The sequence below is a fragment of the Mycobacterium bourgelatii genome, from assembly GCF_010723575.1.
GTDB classification, from domain to species: Bacteria; Actinomycetota; Actinomycetes; order Mycobacteriales; family Mycobacteriaceae; genus Mycobacterium; species Mycobacterium bourgelatii.
The window spans coordinates 3138829-3159746 of the sequence record NZ_BLKZ01000001.1 but is presented as its reverse complement, the minus strand read 5'-3'; the positions used below and the strand labels follow the sequence as shown (position 1 = coordinate 3159746).

Sequence of the window (20918 nt, the reverse complement as noted above, 5' to 3'; positions counted from 1 at the left end):
GTGGGCGCCCGATCGCCCGTCGAGATTCTGAGATGGTCGAGCACAGCGTATGCACATTCCGGGCAAAAGATATGCATATTCAGAAACCTTTACGCTGACGCTAATTTACGCCTCTGACGTGGGCAAACAGTAAATTGACAAATCCACGCCGCGAATTACCAATGTGCAAATTTTTCGAATCAGACAGGGTCGCGGCAACGCCGCCGACACCGCCATGCAGACGCGGGCCTAATCGCCAGACAGGTACCGCTCGACGGACGCGACCTTCTGGGTCATCGCGTCGGTGACCCCCGTTCGCCAGTCCGCCTTGATGACGGTGCTGACCCGCGGCGCCCGCGCGGCCACGGCTTCCACCGCGCGCTGCACGACGGCCATCACTTCATCCCAGGTGTCACCTTCGATCGTGGTGAACATCGAGTCCGTCTTGTTGGGTAGGCCAGACTCGCGAACCACCCGGACGGCCTCGGCGACGATTTCGCCGACACCCTCCCCCACCCCCAGCGGAGTCACCGAAAACGCAACCAGCACCGACATGCATCTACTGTGGCATGGCAGCATCGAGGGCCATGCGGGTTCTGGTGCAACGGGTCTCATCGGCGGCGGTGACCGTGGACGGTCAGATGGTAGGCAGCATTCGGCCGGACGGGCAGGGTTTGCTGGCGTTGGTCGGCGTAACCCATAGTGACGGGACCGAGAAGGCGCAGCGCCTTGCCGAAAAGCTTTGGAATTTGCGGATTCTCACCGACGAGAAATCCGCTGCCGACGTCGACGCGCCGATTCTGGTGGTCAGTCAGTTCACCTTGTATGCCGATACCGTCAAGGGCCGTCGTCCGTCCTGGAATGCCGCGGCGCCGGCCGCGGTCGCCGAGCCGTTGGTGACGGCATTCGCGGAGGCACTGCGCGGCCTGGGCGCGCACGTGGAGACCGGGGTCTTCGGCGCGCACATGCATGTCGAACTGGTCAACGACGGGCCGGTGACCATCATGCTGGAACTCTGAGCCGGGCCGACAAGCGAAACCGCGACGGGTACTTTCGCCGGTATGACGGCATCTGAATTTGGTTCACTGCGTTCCGACGACGACCAGTGGGACATTGTCAGCAGTGTGGGGTACACGGCGCTGCTGGTGGCGGGATGGCGCGCAGTGCACGCCCTGAGCCGGCAACCCCTGGTCGTCGACGAATACGCGGAGACCTTCATCAGGGCATCCGGGGACCCGTATCTGACGGGACTGCTGGACAATCCCGGACAATCTGAGGACGAGACCACCTTCCCAAAGCTGTACGGGGTGCAAACCCGCTTCTTCGACGACTTCTTCATCTCGGCGGGTGAAGCCGGCATCCGGCAAGCCGTGATCGTCGCGGCCGGTCTGGACTCCCGGGCCTATCGCCTTGATTGGTCTTCGGACACAGTGGTTTTCGAAGTTGACCTGCCGAAAGTTCTGGAGTTCAAGACACGGGTACTCGACGAACATGGCGCCCGCCCGAAGGCTCACCGCACTGAGGTGGCGGCGGATCTACGCACCGATTGGCCAACGCCGTTGCGGCAGGCCGGTTTCGACCCGCAAGCGCCGAGCGCCTGGTCGGTCGAGGGGATATTGCCGTATCTGAACGACGAGGCGCAGACCGCTCTGTTCACCCGCATCAGCGACCTGTCGGCGCCGGCTAGCCGACTCGCCATTGGTGCGTTGGGATCGCGGCTGGACCACGAGCAGCTTTCGGCTCTCGAAGCCAATCACCCCGGTGTCGATATGTCCGGCGACGTGGACTTCTCGGCCTTGACCTACGAGACCAAGACCGACCCGGCCGAGTGGCTGGCCGGGCACGGATGGACGGTCGATCCGGTTCGCACCAATCCAGAGCTGCAGCTTGGCTATGGGTTGACGCCCTCCGACGTCGACCGCAAGCTCGATGACTTCATGCGCTCGCAGTACGTCAACGCATCTCGGTGAACGCCGGGTTGACGTGTCGGCGGTAGTAGCGTCGCCCGTGCAAACGCTGGTAGTGCCACACCGCCGCGGGCAGGGCACCGCGCGGGTGTAGCCAGAAACCCTTGGGAACATTGGCGATTGGCGGTTGGCGCCCGGTCTCCACATCGGCGACGACGACGCCTTCCCCGGTGGTGTGATCGCGGGAGGCCAGCACGGCGCCGTCGGCGGCGACGATCATCGCCCCGCCCTCGAATCGGCCGTCGTACCCCAGTGGCAGCCACGGCATGCGGCAGCGCAATGGCCCCGAGTGCGCAGCGTGCAGGACGGGTGCCCCAACGTAGGTGGCGAACGATGCGGCGGCCCGCCATGCGGTTGCCGCATTGCGCGTCTCCAACCGCTCGAAGACGGGGCCAGGCCACCAGCGCGGAATCGACCACCAGCCCGAACCGGTCATTGCGAGGTCGATGCGCCCGCGCAGGCGGCGCACCGTTTGGGTGCGCATCAATTCCCAGCACACGGCCGCACCCACGGTGAGTTCGCCGGCATTGATCACCCCGTCGTCGTGTCCGCCCACGTAGAAAGCGTTCTCCCACATCGTGGGGAGGTCTTTGTCGTGACGGCCGACGACGCCGTCCGCGGTGACGAGCAGGTAGGCGTTGCGGACGTCGCAATCGGCGTCCCGGATCAGCAACGAGCCGCCGATCATGACGCCGTGGCGCTGGGCCAGATTCTGCAACAGCTCGGTGGCCTTGCCATCCGGCGGGAGCGCGGCATGGGCGAGCTCGGGCCAGAAGCCGACGCCGGTGGTGAAGAACTCCGGCAATGCGATCGTCTGCGCACCTTCGGCCACGGCATGCTCAACCAGCCGCTCGGCAATGGCCAGGTTGGCATCCACGTCCGCGGGCACGGCTTCGAGCTGAATTGCGGCACAACGCATGGAAACCATGCTGCCACGCTCAGGGTGTCAGCAGAACCTTCACGTCGTCACCGGACCTCGCATTTGCGGTGGCGTAGCCTTTGGGCGCGTCATCCAAAGACATTGTCGCGGTGAAGATTCCGTCCACATTGAGCCGACCCGACTGCAGCAGCGGGATCAACTCCGGCCACGTCCGTTGCACCGGCGCTGTGGTCATGCGCAGTGTAATGCTGCGCATCAGGCACGACAGGGCGGGCAGCGGAAAGGGCTGCAAGTCGTGGACACCGACAACAGAGACCGTACCGCCGGGGCGCACCGCGTTGAGCGCGTCGTTCAGTGAGGCGTCCGTTGCAACGGCATCGATCACCGAGTCGGCACCCCGGCCGCCGGTGGCCGCCAGGATGGCCTCGGCCGCTGGTGCCTTGATCGGTGTGGCGCCCCAGTCGGCCGCACGCTGCAAGCGTCCCTCGACCCGGTCCACCGCGAAAACCGTTGCGGCGCCCTGCATGAACGCACTCCGCAGCGAGCACAGGCCCACAGCTCCCAGGCCCACCACCGCCACCGTGCCGCCGTACGGGATGTCGGCGCGCTGGGCGGCGGCCCATCCGGTGGCAAGGTTGTCGGTCAAGAGCAGTGCCTGCTCGGTGTTGATGCCCTCGGGGATCTTGCGGAGCAGAAAGTCGGCGGCCGGTACGGCAAGCAGATCCGCCTGGGCCCCGCCGAGCGCGCCGGAGCCGAAAATCTGCAGACCCGAATAGCACATGACCGGGTCGTCGGTCGCGCAGCCCGGACAGGCCCCGCAGCCGGCCACCGAGGAAACCAGCACCGAGTCGCCCACCGAGACGCTTTGCACCTGCGCTCCGACCTCGACCACCGTCCCGACGGCCTCATGACCGAGTGCCACCGATTCGGCGAACGGATACTCGCCTTCGTAGAAGTGGAGATCGGATCCGCAAATGCCGGCCGCGGTCACCTCGATGATCGCTCCGCCCGGGCCGGGCAGCACCGGATCCGGGCGTGTCTCGACCTGAATGTTGCCGGGTCCGTCGATGACTACCGCGCGCATGTCGGCAAACTCACTTTCGTTGTCGCAGAATGAAGTTGGACCAATCGGGGGTACGCACCGCCGACCAGTAATCGGGCAGGCGCCAGGGGCTTACGGTGTGGATCTCGCCGTCGGGGTTCTTGAAATACGAATGTTTGACTGCGGGATGCGACCACACCATCTGCTTGATCTCGGCCTGCGTCCGTTGGTGCCACTCTTCGGCGGCATCGGAGGTCGGTTCCAGAGAATGCATGCCCTCCCCCGCCAAGCGCTCCAAACACAGATTTATATAACGCATCTGCAGCTCGGACTGGAAGATCAGGCTGCCGCCATGGGCAAGGTGAGTTCCAGGCCCGTAGAGCAGGAATAGGTTGGGGAACTCGGGAACCGTGACACCCAGGTAGGCATACGGACGCCGTCCCCACTTGTCACGCAGATCAATTCCGTTGCGGCCGGTGATCTTCAGCGGCCACAAGACATCGGTGTGCCGAAAGCCGGTGGCGTAGACGATGACGTCGACGTCGTGGGCCGAGCCGTCTTCGGTGACAACGCCGTGCGGGGTGATCCGCTGAATCGGGGTGCGCACCAACTCGACGTTGTCGCGTTGCAGCGTCTGCAACCAGCTGCCGTTGTCTTGTAGTGTTCGTTTGCCGGTAGCCGGGTAGTCGGGCATGACCTTGCCCAACAATTCGTCGTCGTTGACCTGGCTGGTGATCCACTGGCTGAACATCATGCGGGCCACGGCATTGATGTCACTGACCGCGTAGTCCGGGTCGGCGTAGTTCGGGTCGGCCCGCGCGGCGTCGAGCCCTTTGTCGGCGCCCGGCCACAGCAGTAGGAACCGGTACCACCGCCCGTAGAACGGCAGGTGCGGCATCGCCCAACGCACGCCGTCTCCGACCCGGTCGTGGTACATCGGATTCGGGAACATCCACTGAGCGGTGCGCTGGAACACGGTGAGGTGCTCGACGTGCGGCGCGATCGCGGGTGCGATCTGAAAGCCGCTGGCGCCGGCCCCGATCAGTGCTACGCGCTTGCCGGTCAGGTCGACGCTGTGATCCCAGGCTGCAGAGTGAAATGCGGGCCCGGAAAAGGTGTCCGCGCCGTCGAATTCGGGGATGTGCGGCCGATTCAACTGACCGACGGCCGTGACGACAGCCCGGGCAAGCACGGTGCTCACCTGGCCGTCGGCCGAGCGCAACGAAACCCGCCAGACACCGTTGTCGTCGTCCCATGCCGCGGCGAGGACCTCGGTGTTCCACCGCACTCGCTCGGCCAGGCCGTGCTTGTCCATGACGCGGGTGAAGTAGTCCTGCAGCTCGGGTTGTTCGGCGAAGAAGTGCGTCCAGTCGTTGTTGGGTTCGAAGCTGTAGCAGTAGAAATGATTGGCCACATCGACGCGGGCACCGGGATAGCGGTTCTCCCACCAGGTTCCGCCGGGCCCGGCATTCTTCTCCACGATGGTGAAGGGAATGTTGGCTTGTTTCAACCGGATTCCGGCCAGAATCCCGGACTCACCGCAGCCGATCACCAGTACCGGGAACTCCGCCGCTTTCTCGGCGGGCAGTGCCGCCGGACGTCGCGGGTCGGCCCCCTCGAGATCCATCTCTTCCAGAAGCAGCGACAGGTATTCGTCAGGCACGTGTTCGCAGGCGGCCCAATCCATCATCTCCCGGATGAGCTCGATGCTCAGCGGCGCAGGCTCGGGGCAGCCTCGGTCCCGGTAGTCGGCGATGACCTTGAGCGCCTCTGCCCGGGCGCGGGCCTTGTCCTCCTCTGACATGAAGCCTTGGACTTCGTTGAGGAACAGCCCCATCGGTTTGAAGTCCTGGATGAATCGGCGGTCGCCGGTGATGTGTACCAGTGACAGAAGCAGCGTCGGGACACTGACGTCTTCCAGGGCTGCGGCGATCTCGGAGTCGGGCGTGGTGAACGGCAGACCGGAGTAAGGGCTGCGCATCGGGCCGATCCTTTCCACCCACTGTCCAATTACGCTACCGACGGTTCGGTAATTGACCGCGGCGCTCACGCTACCCCTGGCGACCTCACGACGTCTAGTCCCGACGCTAGAACCTGTTCTAACTTCAGCCACATCTGCGCTTTTCGGCGGAAGTATGGCCAAAAATGGGCTTCGTGGCCGCACTACTCACCGCCTGCAGTGGCTTCCTGCTTGCCGTTTTATGGATGGACCTCATGTTCGACGTCCAGGCATTGCGCCGTCGCAATAGGGCGCAGGAACTCCCCGAGTCCGTGCTGGCCTCTATCGCCGGCTATTACCACCGTGCAACCACAACCTCGCAACCGATGGGCAGGTTGATCGCGGTAGTGATGCTGATCTTGTTGGGCGCGCTCGGGTTTCAAGCCTTTCGCGGGCACGAACCCGCGTGGGTGCTATGGACGTCGGTCGTGCTGGCGTGCCTGCCCATCGGCTTGGCGCTCACGCGCACCGTCCCCCGTGCGGTCCGGCTCGGCCACCGCGCCGACACCGCTGCCGATCAAAGCCGCCTGGCGCGCGCCGTCGGCCGCGACCACCTCATCTGCGCGTGTTGCATGCTGGCGTTGCTGGTCCTGTGGACGGCCCGCAGCCTGGCAGTATGACCTGTCTGTGATAGTCCTTAGTTGCACGACGGTCGACCTTGCTGGCCAAGTCGCCGACGGCCGTACTAAACTAGAACAGGTTTCAGTTTTCGTGGCTGGTTAAGGTTTCCCAGGAGCAGACATGCACACCGCGCTATGCGACAAACTCGGCATCGAGTTTCCCATTTTCGCTTTCACCCACTGCCGTGACGTGGTCGTGGCGGTGAGCAAAGCCGGTGGTTTCGGCGTGCTCGGCGCCGTCGGGTTCACTCCCGAGCAACTGGAGATCGAACTCAAGTGGATCGACGAGAACATCGGCGACCACCCCTACGGCGTCGACATAGTCATCCCGAACAAGTACGAGGGGATGGACTCGCACCAGTCGGCTGAGGAACTTGCCAACACCTTGCGGTCGATGGTGCCGCAGGAACACCTGGACTTCGCGAAGAAGATCCTCGCCGACCATGGCGTTCCGGTCGAGGACAGCGACTCCGACAGCCTGCAGTTGCTGGGCTGGACCGAAGCGACGGCCACCCCGCAGGTGGAAGTGGCGCTCCAGCACCCGAAGGTGACGATGATCGCCAACGCGCTGGGCACTCCCCCGGCGGACATGATCAAGCACATTCACGATGAGGGCCGAATCGTGGCCGCGTTGTGTGGTTCTCCTCGTCAGGCACGCAAGCACGCCGACGCCGGGGTCGACATCATCATCGCCCAGGGTGGCGAGGCCGGCGGGCACTGCGGTGAAGTGGGCTCGATCGTGTTGTGGCCCCAGGTCGTCAAGGAGGTGGCCCCCATTCCGGTCCTGGGTGCAGGCGGGATTGGCAGCGGCCAGCAGATCGCCGCTGCGCTGGCGCTTGGCTGCCAGGGCGCCTGGACCGGCTCCCAGTGGCTGATGGTCGAGGAGTCTTCGAACACCCCTGTTCAGCAGGCCGCGTACATAAAGGCCGACAGCCGCGACACCGTCCGCAGCCGCTCGTTCACCGGCAAGCCGGCCCGGATGCTGCGTAACGACTGGACCGAGGCGTGGGAGCAGCCCGACAACCCGAAGCCGCTCGGCATGCCGCTGCAATACATGGTTTCCGGCATGGCAGTGCGCGCCACCAACCGCTACCCGAACGAATCCGTCGACGTGGCGTTCAACCCGGTCGGCCAGGTGGTCGGTCAGTTCCAGAAGGTGGAAAAGTCTGCCGCCGTGATCGAGCGCTGGGTGCAGGAGTACCTGGAGGCGACCGGCCGGTTGAACGAGCTCAATGAGGCGGCCGGCGTTTAACGACCGCGTTCTCTAGTCGGCGCCTAAGTCGTCGATGTCGTCATCGCGGCCGGTGACGGCCTCTTTGACCCGTTCGACGGCGTAGGTGCCGATCTCGATGGAGTTCTGGACGATGCCGCTGGCGCCTCCGGCGATGTCGCCGCGGATGATGTGGCTGGCGTTTTCGACGATGTCGGAAGCCTTTTCGACCGTGTTGGTAGCGATGTCGCGGAGCGCGTCGACGGCGTCCTTGGGTTCAAAACCCATCAGGTTCTCCTGTTCGTTGGCGAATTCTGGATAAGACTCTAGACGCAGCGAATGCGCCCGACAGGAGTCGCGCTCAGTAGTTGACCAGGGTTCGCCAGTAGTCTTCCGGGATTTCGCTGCCCGACCGCAATACCCGCGCCAGTCCGGCGGCCATTGCGATTCCGAGCAGGCCGAGCCAAAGCCCCGCCAGGCCGATGAGCCACCACAGCACAGTGGTGACGGTTGGCCACGGCGACAACACGGCAAGTACCGGGGCGAAGAAGAACCCGAGTCCGATATACCAGGCCGAGCCGGCCCGGTCAGACACCAGCACGAAGCGCAGCCACCGTGGGATCGGTGATTCGACGGACTGGCCTTGGCGCTTCATCCGATGCTGCTCCTACGGTTCAGGCGGGAAGAATCCTGCGCCGGTGAACCACCCTTCCTGCCAGCCCTGAGCTCCCAGGCAGAGCATGGGCAGGCCGGCCGGTGATTGCGCCGCAGATTGCGGCCCCGGGCAGGGCGCGCCGATCTGCTGGACGCCGTACAGCGGGTAGGAAATCACCCAGTAACCGGTTGTGGCGGGCGGGAACTGGTTCGGCGGCGGGAAGTGGCACGCTTCGGCCTGGCCGCTGGGACCGCGACCGAAAATGAACCGCTCGTAGTTATCGCATGGGGCGCCCAGCGAGGCGTCGTAGTTCATCCCCGGTACGTCGCCGGGCCAGCGCCCGTTGTCGGCTCCGGCGACCGGCGCTACACCGAGCGCCGCGCCCGTGAGCGCAGCGGCTGCGAGCAATTCGCGAATCATGCACACCCCTTCATCACCGGTCAGTTCGGTAAAAGCATATCCATTGTGACCGGGCCCACAACACCGGTAGCAGCAAGCCGGACCGGGCCGAAAAGCGCAGCTGACGACGCACGTCGCCGGGGTCGGTAGCCGGGATCCGTGGTCGAGCGGCTGCGGCCAGGCTGTCGAACTCCTCGGTTGAACACGTTGCAGTCCAGGTAGAGCGATCTTGGTGGGAACCTTCCCAACCGTGGTGTAGCAATGGTTTATTGGCTCTAGATCCCCACTAACGGAACTCGCATCGAGGAGGGGCCGTGTCGATCGTGAACTCAGGTGCCGAGCAGACGACCAAGCCAGGTCCGAACCTGCCTCCGGGCTTCGACTTCACCGACCCGGACATCCACGCCGAGCGCCTGCCCGTCGAAGAGCTTGCCGAGTTGCGCCGAACCGCTCCCATCTGGTGGAACGAGCAGCCAATCGGGGTCGGCGGTTTCGACGACGGCGGGTTCTGGGTGGTCACCAAGCACAAGGACGTCAAAGAGATATCGCGGCGCAGCGACGTCTTCTCCAGTCTGGAGAAGACCGCCCTGCCGCGCTACAAGGACGGCACGGTCGGCGAGCAGATCGAGCGGGGCAAGTTCGTTCTGCTCAACCAGGACGCGCCACACCACACCCGACTGCGCAAGATCATCTCCCGCGGCTTCACACCGCGAGCCGTCGAGCGCCTCCGCGACGAGCTGGCGCAGCGGGCTCGCCGCATCGTCGAGGGCGCCGCGGCACAAGGGTCGGGCGACTTCGTCGAGCAGGTGTCCTGCGAACTTCCCCTACAGGCAATCGCGGGGCTACTGGGCGTGCCGCAGGAAGACCGGATGAAGCTGTTCCACTGGTCCAACCAGATGGTGGGCGACCAGGATCCGGAATTCGCCAGCAACGACGCCATGACCGCTTCGGTCGAACTCATCATGTACGCCATGCAGATGGCAGCCGATCGGGCGCAGAACCCGGGCGAAGACATCGTCACCAAACTGGTCCAAGCCGACGTCGACGGACACAAACTCTCCGACGACGAGTTCGGCTTCTTCGTCATCCTGCTGGCGGTCGCGGGCAACGAGACCACCCGCAACTCCATCACGCAAGGCATGATGGCCTTCACCGACTTCCCCGACCAGTGGGAGCTGTACAAGAAGGAACGGCCCGCGACCACCGCCGACGAGATCGTGCGATGGGCGACACCGGTCACGTCGTTCCAACGCACCGCCCTCGAGGATTACGAATTGTCAGGGGTGCGAATCAAGAAGGGCCAGCGCGTCGTGATGGTCTACCGCTCGGCCAACTTCGACGAAGAGGTGTTCGAGGATCCCTTCCGCTTCAACATCCTGCGTGATCCCAACCCGCACGTCGGATTTGGCGGTACCGGTGCGCACTACTGCATCGGTGCCAATCTGGCCCGGATGACGATCGACCTGATGTTCAACGCCATCGCCGACGTCATGCCGGACCTGGAACCGATCGGCAAACCCGAGCGCCTGCGGTCGGGCTGGCTCAACGGAATCAAGCACTGGCAGGTCAACTACCACGCTGACGGAGCGAAATGCCCTGTCGCCCATTAAGCTTTGGCGATGGCCACTCATCGAGCATTCCACGTACCGTCCGCCGGCGCCCCGTTGGAGCCGGCTGAGGTCGACACGACGCCACCGGGTCGCGACGAGGTGCGCATAGCGGTAACGGCGTGCGGCGTCTGCGGCACCGACAATCACCTTGCCAACGGCGGGTTCCCGAACATGTCGTGGCCAGTGACGCTGGGACACGAAATTGCCGGAACCGTAGCCGAACTCGGCGAGGGTGTCGAGGATTTCGCGGTCGGTGACCGGGTCGCATTGGGGTGGTTCGGCGGGCACTGTAACAGTTGCGACCAATGCCGCAAGGGGGTCTTCATCCACTGCGCGAACATGAAGGTCCCGAGCTGGCAGTACCCGGGCGGCTACGCCGAATCCGTTGTCGCACCGGCCAATGCGCTGGCACGGATACCGGCTGAGCTTTCCGACGTCGAGGCGGCCCCGATGGGGTGTGCGGGCGTCACCACGTACAACGCGTTGCGCCACACCCGGGCGTTGCCTGGCGACCGGGTCGCTGTTCTCGGGGTTGGCGGTCTGGGTCACCTCGGGGTGCAGTTCTCCCGAGCCATGGGCTTCGAGACCATCGCGATCGCGCGCGGTGCCGCCAAGGCCGAGGATGCCCGCAAGCTGGGCGCCCACCATTACATCGACTCGACCAGTGGCGACGTCTCCGCAGCGCTGAGTGCCCTGGGCGGTGTCAGCGTCGTGCTGGCCACCGCCGGAAACTCGGCGGCCATGGGCGACACGGTGGGAGGCATACTGCCGCAAGGCGAACTCGTCGTCATCGGTGTCAGCCCGGACCCGCTTCCGATCAGTCCGGCCCAGCTGATCATGGGCGGTCTGACCGTCACCGGGCACCCCTCCGGTACGGCGAAAGATGTTGAAGACACAATGCAATTCGCCGTCTTGTCGGGCGTTAGGGCGTGGATCGAAGAGCTGCCGTTGTCGCAGGCGCCCGACGGTTATGCGGCGATGCAGCAGGGACGGGCACACTACCGGACCGTCCTCACGGTCTGAAGTAACGTCGACGCGTGACCGACCTGTGGACCCTGGACGCCTCTGATGGCGAGTTAACCGTTCGGACGGGGGTGACCGGACCGGCCGCACGAATGGGCCATCGGCTCACCATCCTGATGACCCGCTGGCAAGCGACGGCGACATGGGTGGACGGCACTCCCACCGCTGCGGAGCTTGCGGTAGAGGTGGATTCGATGGAGGTCCAGAGTGGCGAGGGTGGCGTCAAAGTGCTGTCCGGACCCGAGAAGTCGCTAGTGCGCTCGAATGCGCTGCGGTCGCTGAACGCCGGACGGTTTCCCGAAATCCGCTTTGTCGCGGATGCCGTCGACGAGACAGAGGGCGGCTACCGATTGACCGGCGTCCTGAGCATCCGGGGCAAGTCGCGTGAACACGTAATCGACTTGCGCACAGAGGATTTGGGCGAATCGTGGCGCATGTCGGCGGCGTCCACCGTCCGTCAGTCCGACTACGGCATCAAGCCCTATTCGATGATGATGGGCGCCATGCAAGTGGCCGACGAGGTGACTGTGTCCTTTGAAGCGGTACGGGCCAAGACCGCCGACTACTCGGGAGGGCTCTCGGTCAAGTCGCCCTGAGTCCCCGGGATGTGGTCGAGCACCCTGGTCAACTGGAGCGGGTTGTTTGGATCCGTTTGCGACAACACGCCGCTCGGCTGTTCGTCCGGAGCCGGCTCCTCGGCCTGCTCATCGGCGGCGAGGCGGATCGGTTCCTGCGTTACCGGGGGCTGGGACACAGCTGCTGGAACCGGCGACGGCTCGGCATGCTGGGGCGCCGGAGGCGGTGTGGACGCCACGGCCTCCGCGACGGGAGGCTTGGGCTCGTGCGCCCGGTGGTCAGCGGGCCCGCTATCTCTCTCGGGGAACAGCTGCAAGCCGATCGCCAGCGACACCGACGCCACGAAGGTCACCGCGGCGGCGGCCAGCGTCGTCGCGGCGCCGGCGTAGGTCAGCGAACGGGACCGCGCGGGCTCGACCACGGGCTCGACGGTGTTGGCCGCCAGGCCCTCGTCGGTGAACTCGGTGCTCTGAGCCGCGGCCAATGCGGCGCCCCGGGCGATCGTCACTTGGGCCATGGTTTGCGCAAAGACGGGAACCGGCAGCGCCTTTTCCAATTGCCAGGAGAATTCGGCGACGTCGTCATCGGAACCCACCACCACGACGCCCGCCGGGCGCCATGCGCTTCGGTCGAACATCCCAGTGAGCCAGGAGCTCAAACCGTCGAATCCCCCGCGCACATGCTTAACCGCCGTCTGGACAGCTCCGTCATGGGTGTCGACCATTGCCACGGTCGCCCAATCCTGTTCGAGAATGCACACCGCGGTGCGCTCGTAGCCGATGACGGGAGCTATGGCCTGGGCCAGGGTCTCGACGGCATCGAGCATCCGAACCGGCACGACGTTGTCGAAACCGGCGTCGGTCAATGCCTCAAGTAGTAGCGCGGCCTGGGCTGCTGCTTCGTCGTTCCACGTCACGCCGACGACACGGAGCCGGTGGCCGGACTCGGCGGCCACCGCGCTGGCCCGCAAGACCTCCGCCGCGACCTGCTCTGCGGTGCTTACGGCCCGAACGCCGCCGCCTGCGTCGAGTGCTATCTCCTGATGGTCAACGATGGTGCCGTCCGCGCCATGTCCTTCAGCGAGAACCCACCCGAGGGCCGTCGGCGTTACTGATAGCCCTAGTACCGTATCCAAATTTCGCACCTCTATCGGTCCCAGACCTCCGACGCCCTCCTGCTAGCGCCAACGCACACCAAAGACTCTGGGTGCGGTGGTGCATGCGCGCGGGAACGGCTCAGATCGTCCTGGATGGTCCGGGATGAGTTTCGTGTCCACCGGCTTGCTTCGTGCAGAGCCTACGCGTCGGCGCGAGCTCAAACTAGACCGGTGTACAAAATCACAGGACGCCGATTCGCCGTCCTGCCCGCTGTCCTTCCCATGCCTTCCCTGCAGCCGCCCGCCTAAAGTCCCGGACCGGGCGGGCGTAAAGTCGCGACCGAATGGCCGGCGTTGGTTGAGAAAAGTTGCTGTCGGAACGACGACTTTGATTAGTTGCACTTACAAATTGCCGGCGGTGCGCTTGGCCGCACTCTGCTTTCAAGTACATAACGCGTGCATAACACCGGCGTGTGTGTCGTTTCTCCGCTGACGTGGGGGGATATAAACGAATCCGGTATTACCGGCACGGTCCGCATAGCACAGTTGCGGTACCCGTGGCGGTAACCGATACAAAACCGAAATGGGTTTGCGTCCACATCGACATATGGCCTACTCACACGGTAAGTTCTGCCGAGAGCACGACCACTTAAGGATAAAAGGGGCACTTGTATGACAGACGTGAGCGGGAAGATACGGGCTTGGGGACGCCGGCTTCTAGTCGGCGCGGCTGCGGCCGCCACCCTTCCTGGCCTGGTCGGACTCGCCGGCGGAACGGCGACCTCGGGAGCATTTTCCCGGCCAGGATTGCCGGTTGAGTACCTGCAGGTGCCGTCGGCGTCAATGGGCCGCAGTATTAAGGTCCAATTCCAGAGCGGCGGCGACAATTCACCGGCCGTTTACCTACTCGACGGATTGCGCGCTCAGGAGGACTACAACGGCTGGGACATTAATACTCCCGCCTTCGAGTGGTACTACCAGTCCGGGCTGTCGGTCGTCATGCCTGTCGGCGGGCAATCCAGCTTCTACAGCGACTGGTACAGCCCGGCTTGCGGTAAGGCCGGCTGCAGCACGTACAAGTGGGAGACCTTCCTGACCAGCGAGCTGCCCGCCTATCTGGCGAGCAATAGGAGCGTCAAGCCGACCGGCAGCGCCGCGGTGGGTATTTCCATGGCCGGTTCGTCTGCGCTGATCCTGGCTGTCTACCACCCCGCCCAGTTCGTCTACGCCGGGTCGCTGTCGGCCCTGTTGGACCCGTCGCAGGGCATGGGCCCGTCGTTGATCGGTCTGGCCATGGGTGACGCCGGTGGCTACAAGGCCTCCGACATGTGGGGACCGTCGAGTGACCCCGCGTGGCAGCGCAACGACCCGTCGCTGCACATTCCGGAGCTGGTCGGCAACAACACCCGCCTGTGGGTGTACTGCGGCAACGGCAAGCCCTCGGAGCTGGGTGGCGCCAACCTGCCCGCCGAGTTCCTGGAGAACTTCGTGCGTAGCAGCAACATCAAGTTCCAGGACGCCTACAACGCGGCCGGCGGCCACAACGCCGTGTTCAACTTCCAGAACGACGGCACGCACAGCTGGGAGTACTGGGGCGCACAGCTCAACGCCATGAAGGGTGACCTGCAGGGCGCGCTCGGAGCTCGCGCCTGACGGCACCTCTACTACTAGCGCTACTGCGCTTGACGGCCCTGCCGTCAAGCGCAGTAGCCGTTTAGGGGGTGAGCGCGCGTATTCGCGTCGCTTGTTTGGCGTTGAGACTGCGCTGAGGGCGGGGTGTTCTCGTACTTCGTCGCCCTACGCGCAGTCTCAACGCGGGGCCTGGGCGTATTCGTGTTGAGTCTGCGCTTTGGGCGGGGTGTTCTCGTACTTCGTCGCCCTACGCGCAATGTCAACGCTCAAGGGGGTGGGGGCGCGTCAGCCCAGCTGGCCGGTGATGTTGATCCAGGTGGTGGCGTCGTTGCGGTGATCGTTGACGTTGCGGCACTGACCGTAGAGGCGCAGGACGCCCATACTCGTGTCGTCGCGATCGGTTTGCAGGATCGCCGTGACGGAGTCCTTGGTCAACTTCGCCAGTCGGTCGTCGTCGGCTGCCATGCCTTCGGTCCAGCCGTGGGCGACCAGCGCGGTCTTCACCTTCGGGAAGTAGTCTTCCGCCCGTACGCCGGTCGGCAGCGCGAAGGTCAGATAGATCGCCCCTTGGTACGGCGGTTCGTCACGGTTCTTGCACGACATCAACTGGTAGCCGGCGTTCGTCGTCTGCAGGCCCGCTGCCGCGACGATCTGCCTGGCCGGTTCGACGACTTCGGTCCGGCTCTGCTCGTCGGAGACCGGGTTGAGGGGATGGTCGAGCCGGTCATCCTGCGAACGAACTTCGTCAGCCCAGAGGAAAGCCCCGCCGAACACCAGCGAGACGCCGAGAGCAATGGCGATCAACGGCCGGGTCCACGGCGACCGCCGCCAGTCGGCCCGTTCGCGCTCGGTTGCCGTTCCGTCAGACGGTACTGAAGCCATTGTGGGCCAACGGCTTTCACTGCGTCGTCCAGGCCGCGGTTGACTTTCATGCACAGTGCACGTAACTTTCGTACTGAGTGTTTGTAAGTTCTAGTCGAAGGATAGCTGACATGCCGCAGGTCGCCTTGAAGCAAGCAACCATCGCCTACCGAGAGGTCGGACCCGCGGATTCAGCGTACCCGCCGGTGCTGTTCGTTCACGGCATTCTCGTCGACGAACGTTTGTGGACTAAAGTCGCGGAACAGCTTGGCCGACAAGGATTTCGCTGCATCCTGCCGACCTGGCCGCTGGGCTCGCACACCATTCCCGTCGACCAGGACGCCGACCTGTCTCCGCGCGGCGTCGCCGACATGATCCATGAGTTCATGGTCGCCCTCGACCTTTCCGACGTGACGCTGGTGGGCAACGACACGGGTGGCGGCCTGTGCCAGTTCGTCATCGACGCCCACCCCGAGCGCGTTGGCCGGTTGGTGCTGACCAACTGCGACGCATTCGACAAGTTTCCACCGTTCCCCTTCATGGTCGTCTTCGCGACGCTCCGGAGCCCGAAATCCATCGGCGCCTTATTCACGCTCATGCGGTCACAAGCGTTGCGCCACTCCCCTCTGGGCTTCGGTCTGTTGGTCAGCCGTCCGGATCCTGAACTCACGGCGTCGTGGGTCGAGCCTTGCGCCAAAGACGTTCGCATCCGGCGCAATCTCGCAAAGCTGCTACGGCATGTGGCGGCCACCGATCTGACTGATGTGTCGACGCGCTTCCCGCAGTTCGACAAGCCGGTCACCCTGGTGTGGGGCATGCGTGACCGTTGCTTCAAGCCGGCGTTGGGTAAGCGGATGGCCGCGTTGTTCCCGAACTCGACGATGATCGAAGTTCCGTCAGCGAAGACGTTCGTGGCTCTGGACGAGCCGTCCGCGGTCGTCGACGCCATCGCGAGGGTCGGCGCGAACCGCCGCTGACCACTACCATTGCCGCCATCTGCAGTCCACTCTCTGCCTTCGTCGCCGGCGCCGTGATGGCTTCCTTGGCGGTCGGCACGGTCGCCACCGGGGTCGCGACGCCCGCGCGAGCCGACAGCCCGCTGCGCGCGTTGGTCGACGCCGCCGCGGAGCGGTTGGAGGTCGCGGACCCGGTAGCCGCCTTCAAGTGGAGCACGCAGGGCGCCATCGAGGATCCAGCCCGCGTCGAGCAGGAACTCAGCGAACTGGGCCAGCGTGCGGCCGCCGAGCAGCTCGACCCGGACTACGTCACCCGGGTCTTCCGCGACCAGATCAGCGCCACCGAAGCAATCGAGTACAGCCGGTTCGCGGAATGGAAGCTCGATGCGGGCGCGACGGCGCCCGCGGCGCCCCCGGATCTGACGGCATCCCGGGCCGCGATCGACACCTTGAACACTAAGATTTTGTCTCAGATTGCGGCCAACTGGAGTTTGCTGGACTCGCCGTCCTGCGCCACGGAGCTTCAGCACGCGAGCGCCGAGATCATCCGTGCCCGTCACTTCGACAACCTCTATCAACGTGCTCTGACCACCGCGACCAGGTCGTACTGCAGGAACCTGCCGGGCGCCTGAATCCCCCGAACTACCGCGGTTTGCGCATATCTCGGCACGGTAGATAATCAATTTCATAATTTTCTCTAGCGGGTAACGCTTTGGCTACAGCCGGCGAAATGTCCGGCATGACACACATCGCAAAGCCCCTCATCAAGATCGCCACAGCCGCCGGTTTCGTCGCCGCGGGATTGACTCTCTCCACCGGCGTCTCACACGCTCACGGAGGCATGAACTGGGAAGCCGTCGCGCAGTGCGAGTCCGGCGGCAACTGGCAAGCCAACACCGGCAACGGGCACTACGGCGGCCTGCAGTTCAAGCAGTCGACATGGGAAGCGCACGGCGGCGTCGGCAACCCCGCGCACGCCTCTAAGCAGCAACAAATCGCCGTCGCCAACCGAGTGCTGGCCACTCAGGGGCCGGGCGCATGGCCGAAATGCGGCAAGGCCGGCGGCCTGGCACCGACGGCCGGGCAACCGCAGAAACCGCTGGTTCAGCTCGAGCAGGCCGTCGTCGGCATCATCAACTTATTCACGCCCAAACAATAAATATCGTTCCAGAGGCTGGTTTCGTTACAGTGAGCATGTTTGGATCCTCTTATGGAGGGTTCAGCAACAGTTCATATGGCGGCACCAGCGGACAAGATCTGGGAATTAATCGCCGATATTCGAAATACCGGAAAGTTCTCACCGGAAACGTTCGAGGCCGAGTGGCTCGGCGATGCGACCGGCCCTGAGCTCGGCGCCCGCTTTCGCGGGCACGTGCGACGCAACGAGATCGGACCGGTCTACTGGACCACCTGCGAGGTGACGGCGTGCGAACCGGGACGTGAGTTCGGGTTTGCTGTGCTGCTAGGCGACCGGACGGTCAACAACTGGCACTACCGGTTGGAGCCGTCCGGTGACGGCACCGATGTGACCGAGTCATTTCGGCTCACACCGTCGCCGTTGAACAAGGTCTACTACGTGCTGGGAGGTTTCCTCAGGAAACGACGCAACATACGTGACATGACGAAGACGTTGCACCGCATCAAAGCCGTGGTCGAAGCAGGCTGAGGGGCGGCTCGGTCACACGATGAAAACGATATTCATCACAGGTGCGGGCAGCGGGATGGGCCGTGAGGGCGCCAAGCTCTTTCACGGTAAGGGTTGGCGAGTCGGCGCCGTCGACCGTAATGAGGCCAGTCTGGAGTCGCTGAGAACCGAACTCGGCGTCCGGCTGTGGACCCGTGCGGTCGACGTCACGGACAAGGTGGCGCTGGACGCCGCGCTCGCCGACTTCTGCGCCGACAACCCCGGCGGCGGGCTCGACATGATGTGGAACAACGCCGGCATCGGTCAAGGCGGCTGGTTCGAGGACGTTCCGTACGAGGACGCGATGCGTGTGGTCGACGTGAACTTCAAGGCGGTACTCAACGGGGCTTACGCCGCGCTGCCCTACCTAAAGAAGGCACCCGGCAGCTTGATGTTCTCGACGTCGTCATCCTCGGGCACCTATGGCATGCCGCGGATTGCCGTCTACTCGGCGACCAAGCATGCCGTCAAAGGGCTGACCGAAGCGCTCAGCGTGGAATGGGATCGCCACGGGATACGCGTCGCCGACGTGCTGCCCGGCCTGATCGACACCGCGATCCTGACGTCGACGCCTCAGCACTCCGCGGAGGGTGTCGCGAAGCTGACCCCCGACCAGTTGCGCGCCGCCGCGCCCAAAAAGGGGATGTTTCGGCTGATGCCTGCAAGCAGCGTTGCCGAGGCCGCATGGCAGGCCTACCAGCACCCGAAGCGGTTGCACTGGTACGTGCCCAAGAGCATTCGGTGGATCGACAGGCTCAAGGGCATCAGCCCGGAGTTCGTTCGCAGCCGAATTCTCACATCAATTCCCGACATCGGCGCCAAACGGCAGTAATGTTTCGGGCACGACGCGCACGACACTCACGACACTCACGACATACACGCCGGTAATGGAGGTGGCTGGTGCGGAACCGGTTGGTCACGGTGGCAGGGACTGCTCTGTTGGTGGTCGTGGGAGTTTCGGCCTGCGGGTCCGAGATGACGGTGCCCCGCAATGCCGCACGGGTCACCGTCGACGGCGTCACTCACACCGCTCGTCCGCCCGCATGCAGCCAAATCACGTCCTATCGGACCATCGACATCCGTGACCACGACGGCGACATCCAAGCGGTGGTGCTGATCAGCGGTCAGCGGGTTATTCCGCAGTTCGTCAAGCTCCGCAACGTCGACGGGTTCAACGGCAGTGCCTGGGAGGGCGGCGTGGGCGAGATGGAGGCCAAGTACGCCAACGGCGAGTACACGATCAGCGGGAGTGCCTACGGCATCAACAGCAAGAACAATCCCAACAAGGTCGTGAATACGGACTTCAAAATCGTCGCTGAGTGCTGAACCGGCGTCGTCGCCGCGCCGTACCTAGTCTGGGTATCACTAGTCCGTATAGGGGTCCGTCTTGCGGGCACATCGATGGAGGCGCGGTGAGAGAAAGACTGCACTGGTTTTCCATGCATGGCGTGGTCCGCGGCATGGCGGCGATCGGCAGGCGCCGCGGTGACCTACAGGCGCGGTTGATCACCGACCCGAAGATCGCCGCAGATCCGGTCCCCTTCTACGACGAGGTGCGTCGGCATGGCCCGCTCGTGCGCGCGCGGGTGAACTACCTAACCGCCGATCATCGGTTGGCGCATGAAGTTCTGCGATCGGACGACTTCATGGTCATTTCGCAGGGCCAGAATCTGCCGGCACCAATGCGGTGGCTGGAGCGAGTCACCCGAAAGGATCAACTGCACCCTTTACAGGCACCGTCGCTGCTGGCCGTCGAACCGCCCGACCACACGCGTTATCGCAGGACGGTGTCGGCGGTATTCACCTCGCGGGCGGTTGCGGCGCTGCGCGACCGGGTCGAGGAGACCGCGATCAGTCTGTTGGACCGGCTCAGTGAGGAGTCGGGGGTGGTCGACGTCGTCGGACGGTATTGCTCGCAGCTGCCGGTCACGGTGATCAGCGACATCCTCGGCGTTCCGAACTATGACCGTCGCCGCGTCCTGGAATTCGGCGAACTGGGCGCACCGAGTTTGGATATTGGTGTGCCCTATCGCCAGTACCAGCGTGTGCAACTGGGGGTCACCGGGTTCAACGACTGGTTGAAAGCTCACCTGGAGCAACTGCGACGAAACCCGGGCGACGACCTGATGAGTCAGTTGATCCACGCGGCCGAAAGTGGGGATCCGGAGACGCATCTCGACGACGAAGAACTGCGGGCGATTGCCGGACTGGTGCTGGCCGCCGGCTTTGAAACGACAGTTAACTTGCTGGGCAACGGAATTCGGATGTTACTGGACGCGCCGGAGCATCTCGAGACGCTGCGACAGCGTCCGGAGCTCTGGCCCAATGCGGTCGAGGAAATCCTGCGGTTGGACTCGCCCGTTCAGATCAGCGCCCGGGTGGCCCGCAAAGACCTTGAGCTGGCGGGCATGCCGGTGAAACGCGGCGAACTCATCGTGATCTATCTGGCGGCAGCCAACCGCGATCCCGCGGTGTTCCCCGATCCGCACCGCTTCGATATCGAACGGCCCAATGCCGGAAGGCATCTGGCATTCTCCACTGGGCGCCACTTCTGTCTGGGGGCGGCGCTCGCCCGCGCCGAGGGCGAGGTCGGGCTGCGCACCTTCTTCGAACGGTTCCCCGACGTGCGGCAGGCCGGCGCGGGAAGCAGGCGCGACACCCGGGTGCTGCGCGGCTGGTCGTCACTGCCGGTGATCCTGGGCCCGGCACGCTCGCTCGCCACCCAATAG

General features: G+C 64.4%; 24 protein-coding genes. 15 read left to right on the top strand and 9 right to left on the bottom strand.

Features of this window, described 5'->3' with window-relative positions:
* Positions 1–228: 228 nt before the first annotated feature.
* Positions 229–534, bottom strand: a complete 306-nt coding sequence (locus G6N68_RS13750) for an MTH1187 family thiamine-binding protein (protein ID WP_163713015.1) — start codon at positions 532–534, stop codon at positions 229–231.
* 32 nt (positions 535–566) lie between these two features.
* On the opposite strand from G6N68_RS13750, the gene dtd reads away from it, so the two are divergent.
* Together dtd and G6N68_RS13740 are read left to right on the top strand one after the other, a co-directional pair.
* A complete protein-coding gene (gene dtd, locus G6N68_RS13745) occupies positions 567–998 on the top strand; it encodes a D-aminoacyl-tRNA deacylase (RefSeq protein WP_163718564.1) in 432 nt (143 codons plus the stop codon).
* A 42-nt stretch (positions 999–1040) separates the two neighbouring features.
* Positions 1041–1949, top strand: coding sequence for a class I SAM-dependent methyltransferase (locus tag G6N68_RS13740; RefSeq protein WP_163713012.1), 909 nt, complete (start codon positions 1041–1043; stop codon positions 1947–1949).
* On the opposite strand, the gene G6N68_RS13735 is transcribed toward G6N68_RS13740, so the two are convergent.
* From G6N68_RS13735 to G6N68_RS13725, 3 genes are read right to left on the bottom strand one after another with little or no spacing between them, the layout of a single operon-like run.
* Positions 1933–2865: a carbon-nitrogen hydrolase family protein gene (locus tag G6N68_RS13735; RefSeq protein ID WP_371871577.1), complete on the bottom strand. Its 933-nt coding sequence runs from the start codon at positions 2863–2865 to the stop codon at positions 1933–1935. The two genes, G6N68_RS13740 and G6N68_RS13735, sit on opposite strands and share 17 nt — an antisense overlap.
* A gap of 19 nt (positions 2866–2884) precedes the next feature.
* Positions 2885–3910, bottom strand: a complete 1026-nt coding sequence (locus G6N68_RS13730; protein WP_163713006.1) for an alcohol dehydrogenase catalytic domain-containing protein — start codon at positions 3908–3910, stop codon at positions 2885–2887.
* A gap of 10 nt (positions 3911–3920) precedes the next feature.
* Positions 3921–5849 carry a flavin-containing monooxygenase gene (locus G6N68_RS13725; protein WP_163713001.1) on the bottom strand — a complete coding sequence of 643 codons (1929 nt, stop codon included), beginning with the start codon at positions 5847–5849 and terminating at the stop codon, positions 3921–3923.
* Between the two features lie 173 nt (positions 5850–6022).
* Here G6N68_RS13725 and G6N68_RS13720 point away from each other — a divergent pair, with 173 nt between their 5' ends.
* Positions 6023–6487 (top strand): hypothetical protein, encoded by a 465-nt coding sequence (locus G6N68_RS13720; RefSeq protein ID WP_163718563.1) that lies wholly within the window; start codon positions 6023–6025, stop codon positions 6485–6487.
* A gap of 121 nt (positions 6488–6608) precedes the next feature.
* The gene (locus G6N68_RS13715) at positions 6609–7739 is read left to right on the top strand and encodes a nitronate monooxygenase (RefSeq protein ID WP_163712998.1); all 1131 of its coding nucleotides are present in this window, start codon (positions 6609–6611) and stop codon (positions 7737–7739) included.
* A gap of 12 nt (positions 7740–7751) precedes the next feature.
* Here the strand turns inward: G6N68_RS13715 and G6N68_RS13710 are convergent, their stop codons facing one another.
* The 3 genes from G6N68_RS13710 to G6N68_RS13700 all read right to left on the bottom strand — a co-directional run bounded on the left by G6N68_RS13710 (position 7752) and on the right by G6N68_RS13700 (position 8772).
* Positions 7752–7985, bottom strand: coding sequence for an Rv1893 family protein (locus tag G6N68_RS13710; protein WP_163712996.1), 234 nt, complete (start codon positions 7983–7985; stop codon positions 7752–7754).
* 73 nt (positions 7986–8058) lie between these two features.
* Positions 8059–8352, bottom strand: a complete 294-nt coding sequence (locus G6N68_RS13705) for a hypothetical protein (protein WP_163712993.1) — start codon at positions 8350–8352, stop codon at positions 8059–8061.
* 12 nt (positions 8353–8364) lie between these two features.
* Positions 8365–8772 carry a hypothetical protein gene (locus G6N68_RS13700; protein ID WP_163712991.1) on the bottom strand — a complete coding sequence of 136 codons (408 nt, stop codon included), beginning with the start codon at positions 8770–8772 and terminating at the stop codon, positions 8365–8367.
* Positions 8773–9074: 302 nt separating this feature from the next.
* On the opposite strand from G6N68_RS13700, the gene G6N68_RS13695 reads away from it, so the two are divergent.
* Genes G6N68_RS13695 through G6N68_RS13685 form a run of 3 tightly spaced genes read left to right on the top strand, consistent with a single transcriptional unit; the run spans position 9075 to position 11980 of the window.
* Entirely contained in the window at positions 9075–10361 is a 1287-nt protein-coding gene (locus G6N68_RS13695) for a cytochrome P450 (RefSeq protein ID WP_205351478.1), read from the top strand.
* Between the two features lie 9 nt (positions 10362–10370).
* Complete coding sequence (locus G6N68_RS13690; RefSeq protein WP_163712982.1) at positions 10371–11384, top strand: alcohol dehydrogenase catalytic domain-containing protein; 1014 nt, start codon at positions 10371–10373, stop codon at positions 11382–11384.
* A gap of 23 nt (positions 11385–11407) precedes the next feature.
* Entirely contained in the window at positions 11408–11980 is a 573-nt protein-coding gene (locus G6N68_RS13685) for a YceI family protein (RefSeq protein ID WP_276068855.1), read from the top strand.
* Here G6N68_RS13685 and G6N68_RS13680 read toward each other — a convergent pair.
* Positions 11947–13095: a DUF7159 family protein gene (locus tag G6N68_RS13680; RefSeq protein ID WP_163712976.1), complete on the bottom strand. Its 1149-nt coding sequence runs from the start codon at positions 13093–13095 to the stop codon at positions 11947–11949. The two genes, G6N68_RS13685 and G6N68_RS13680, sit on opposite strands and share 34 nt — an antisense overlap.
* Positions 13096–13728: 633 nt before the next feature.
* Here G6N68_RS13680 and ag85B point away from each other — a divergent pair.
* The gene (ag85B, locus tag G6N68_RS13675) at positions 13729–14709 is read left to right on the top strand and encodes a diacylglycerol acyltransferase/mycolyltransferase Ag85B (protein WP_163712972.1); all 981 of its coding nucleotides are present in this window, start codon (positions 13729–13731) and stop codon (positions 14707–14709) included.
* Positions 14710–14973: 264 nt separating this feature from the next.
* On the opposite strand, the gene G6N68_RS13670 is transcribed toward ag85B, so the two are convergent.
* Complete coding sequence (locus G6N68_RS13670; RefSeq protein WP_205351329.1) at positions 14974–15570, bottom strand: lipoprotein LppJ family protein; 597 nt, start codon at positions 15568–15570, stop codon at positions 14974–14976.
* 110 nt (positions 15571–15680) lie between these two features.
* Between G6N68_RS13670 and G6N68_RS13665 the strand changes: the two genes are divergently transcribed.
* The 7 genes from G6N68_RS13665 to G6N68_RS13635 all read left to right on the top strand — a co-directional run bounded on the left by G6N68_RS13665 (position 15681) and on the right by G6N68_RS13635 (position 20918).
* Positions 15681–16526 carry an alpha/beta fold hydrolase gene (locus tag G6N68_RS13665; RefSeq protein ID WP_163712969.1) on the top strand — a complete coding sequence of 282 codons (846 nt, stop codon included), beginning with the start codon at positions 15681–15683 and terminating at the stop codon, positions 16524–16526.
* A 56-nt stretch (positions 16527–16582) separates the two neighbouring features.
* The gene (locus tag G6N68_RS13660) at positions 16583–17137 is read left to right on the top strand and encodes a chorismate mutase (RefSeq protein WP_163712965.1); all 555 of its coding nucleotides are present in this window, start codon (positions 16583–16585) and stop codon (positions 17135–17137) included.
* Between the two features lie 98 nt (positions 17138–17235).
* Positions 17236–17664, top strand: a complete 429-nt coding sequence (locus G6N68_RS13655) for a transglycosylase family protein (protein WP_240355459.1) — start codon at positions 17236–17238, stop codon at positions 17662–17664.
* Positions 17665–17715: 51 nt separating this feature from the next.
* The gene (locus tag G6N68_RS13650; RefSeq protein WP_163712959.1) at positions 17716–18171 is read left to right on the top strand and encodes an SRPBCC family protein; all 456 of its coding nucleotides are present in this window, start codon (positions 17716–17718) and stop codon (positions 18169–18171) included.
* Between the two features lie 19 nt (positions 18172–18190).
* Complete coding sequence (locus G6N68_RS13645; RefSeq protein WP_163712956.1) at positions 18191–19021, top strand: SDR family oxidoreductase; 831 nt, start codon at positions 18191–18193, stop codon at positions 19019–19021.
* A 68-nt stretch (positions 19022–19089) separates the two neighbouring features.
* Positions 19090–19515: a lipoprotein LpqH gene (locus tag G6N68_RS13640; RefSeq protein ID WP_163712953.1), complete on the top strand. Its 426-nt coding sequence runs from the start codon at positions 19090–19092 to the stop codon at positions 19513–19515.
* 86 nt (positions 19516–19601) lie between these two features.
* On the top strand, positions 19602–20918 hold the full coding sequence (locus G6N68_RS13635) for a cytochrome P450 (protein WP_163712950.1): 1317 nt from the start codon (positions 19602–19604) through the stop codon (positions 20916–20918).

Bases quoted from the DNA above. Each gene is read 5' to 3' on its own strand.
- G6N68_RS13670 (WP_205351329.1), bottom strand. From the start codon at position 15,570: ATGGCTTCAGTACCGTCTGACGGAACGGCAACCGAGCGCGAACGGGCC.
- dtd (WP_163718564.1), top strand. From the start codon at position 567: ATGCGGGTTCTGGTGCAACGGGTCTCATCGGCGGCGGTGACCGTGGAC.
- G6N68_RS13735 (WP_371871577.1), bottom strand. From the start codon at position 2,865: ATGCGTTGTGCCGCAATTCAGCTCGAAGCCGTGCCCGCGGACGTGGAT.
- G6N68_RS13740 (WP_163713012.1), top strand. From the start codon at position 1,041: ATGACGGCATCTGAATTTGGTTCACTGCGTTCCGACGACGACCAGTGG.
- G6N68_RS13645 (WP_163712956.1), top strand. From the start codon at position 18,191: ATGAAAACGATATTCATCACAGGTGCGGGCAGCGGGATGGGCCGTGAG.
- G6N68_RS13705 (WP_163712993.1), bottom strand. From the start codon at position 8,352: ATGAAGCGCCAAGGCCAGTCCGTCGAATCACCGATCCCACGGTGGCTG.
- G6N68_RS13750 (WP_163713015.1), bottom strand. From the start codon at position 534: ATGTCGGTGCTGGTTGCGTTTTCGGTGACTCCGCTGGGGGTGGGGGAG.
- G6N68_RS13730 (WP_163713006.1), bottom strand. From the start codon at position 3,910: ATGCGCGCGGTAGTCATCGACGGACCCGGCAACATTCAGGTCGAGACA.
- G6N68_RS13650 (WP_163712959.1), top strand. From the start codon at position 17,716: ATGGAGGGTTCAGCAACAGTTCATATGGCGGCACCAGCGGACAAGATC.
- G6N68_RS13700 (WP_163712991.1), bottom strand. From the start codon at position 8,772: ATGATTCGCGAATTGCTCGCAGCCGCTGCGCTCACGGGCGCGGCGCTC.
- G6N68_RS13655 (WP_240355459.1), top strand. From the start codon at position 17,236: ATGTCCGGCATGACACACATCGCAAAGCCCCTCATCAAGATCGCCACA.
- G6N68_RS13725 (WP_163713001.1), bottom strand. From the start codon at position 5,849: ATGCGCAGCCCTTACTCCGGTCTGCCGTTCACCACGCCCGACTCCGAG.
- G6N68_RS13690 (WP_163712982.1), top strand. From the start codon at position 10,371: ATGGCCACTCATCGAGCATTCCACGTACCGTCCGCCGGCGCCCCGTTG.
- G6N68_RS13710 (WP_163712996.1), bottom strand. From the start codon at position 7,985: ATGGGTTTTGAACCCAAGGACGCCGTCGACGCGCTCCGCGACATCGCT.
- G6N68_RS13715 (WP_163712998.1), top strand. From the start codon at position 6,609: ATGCACACCGCGCTATGCGACAAACTCGGCATCGAGTTTCCCATTTTC.
- G6N68_RS13660 (WP_163712965.1), top strand. From the start codon at position 16,583: ATGGCTTCCTTGGCGGTCGGCACGGTCGCCACCGGGGTCGCGACGCCC.
- ag85B (WP_163712972.1), top strand. From the start codon at position 13,729: ATGACAGACGTGAGCGGGAAGATACGGGCTTGGGGACGCCGGCTTCTA.
- G6N68_RS13665 (WP_163712969.1), top strand. From the start codon at position 15,681: ATGCCGCAGGTCGCCTTGAAGCAAGCAACCATCGCCTACCGAGAGGTC.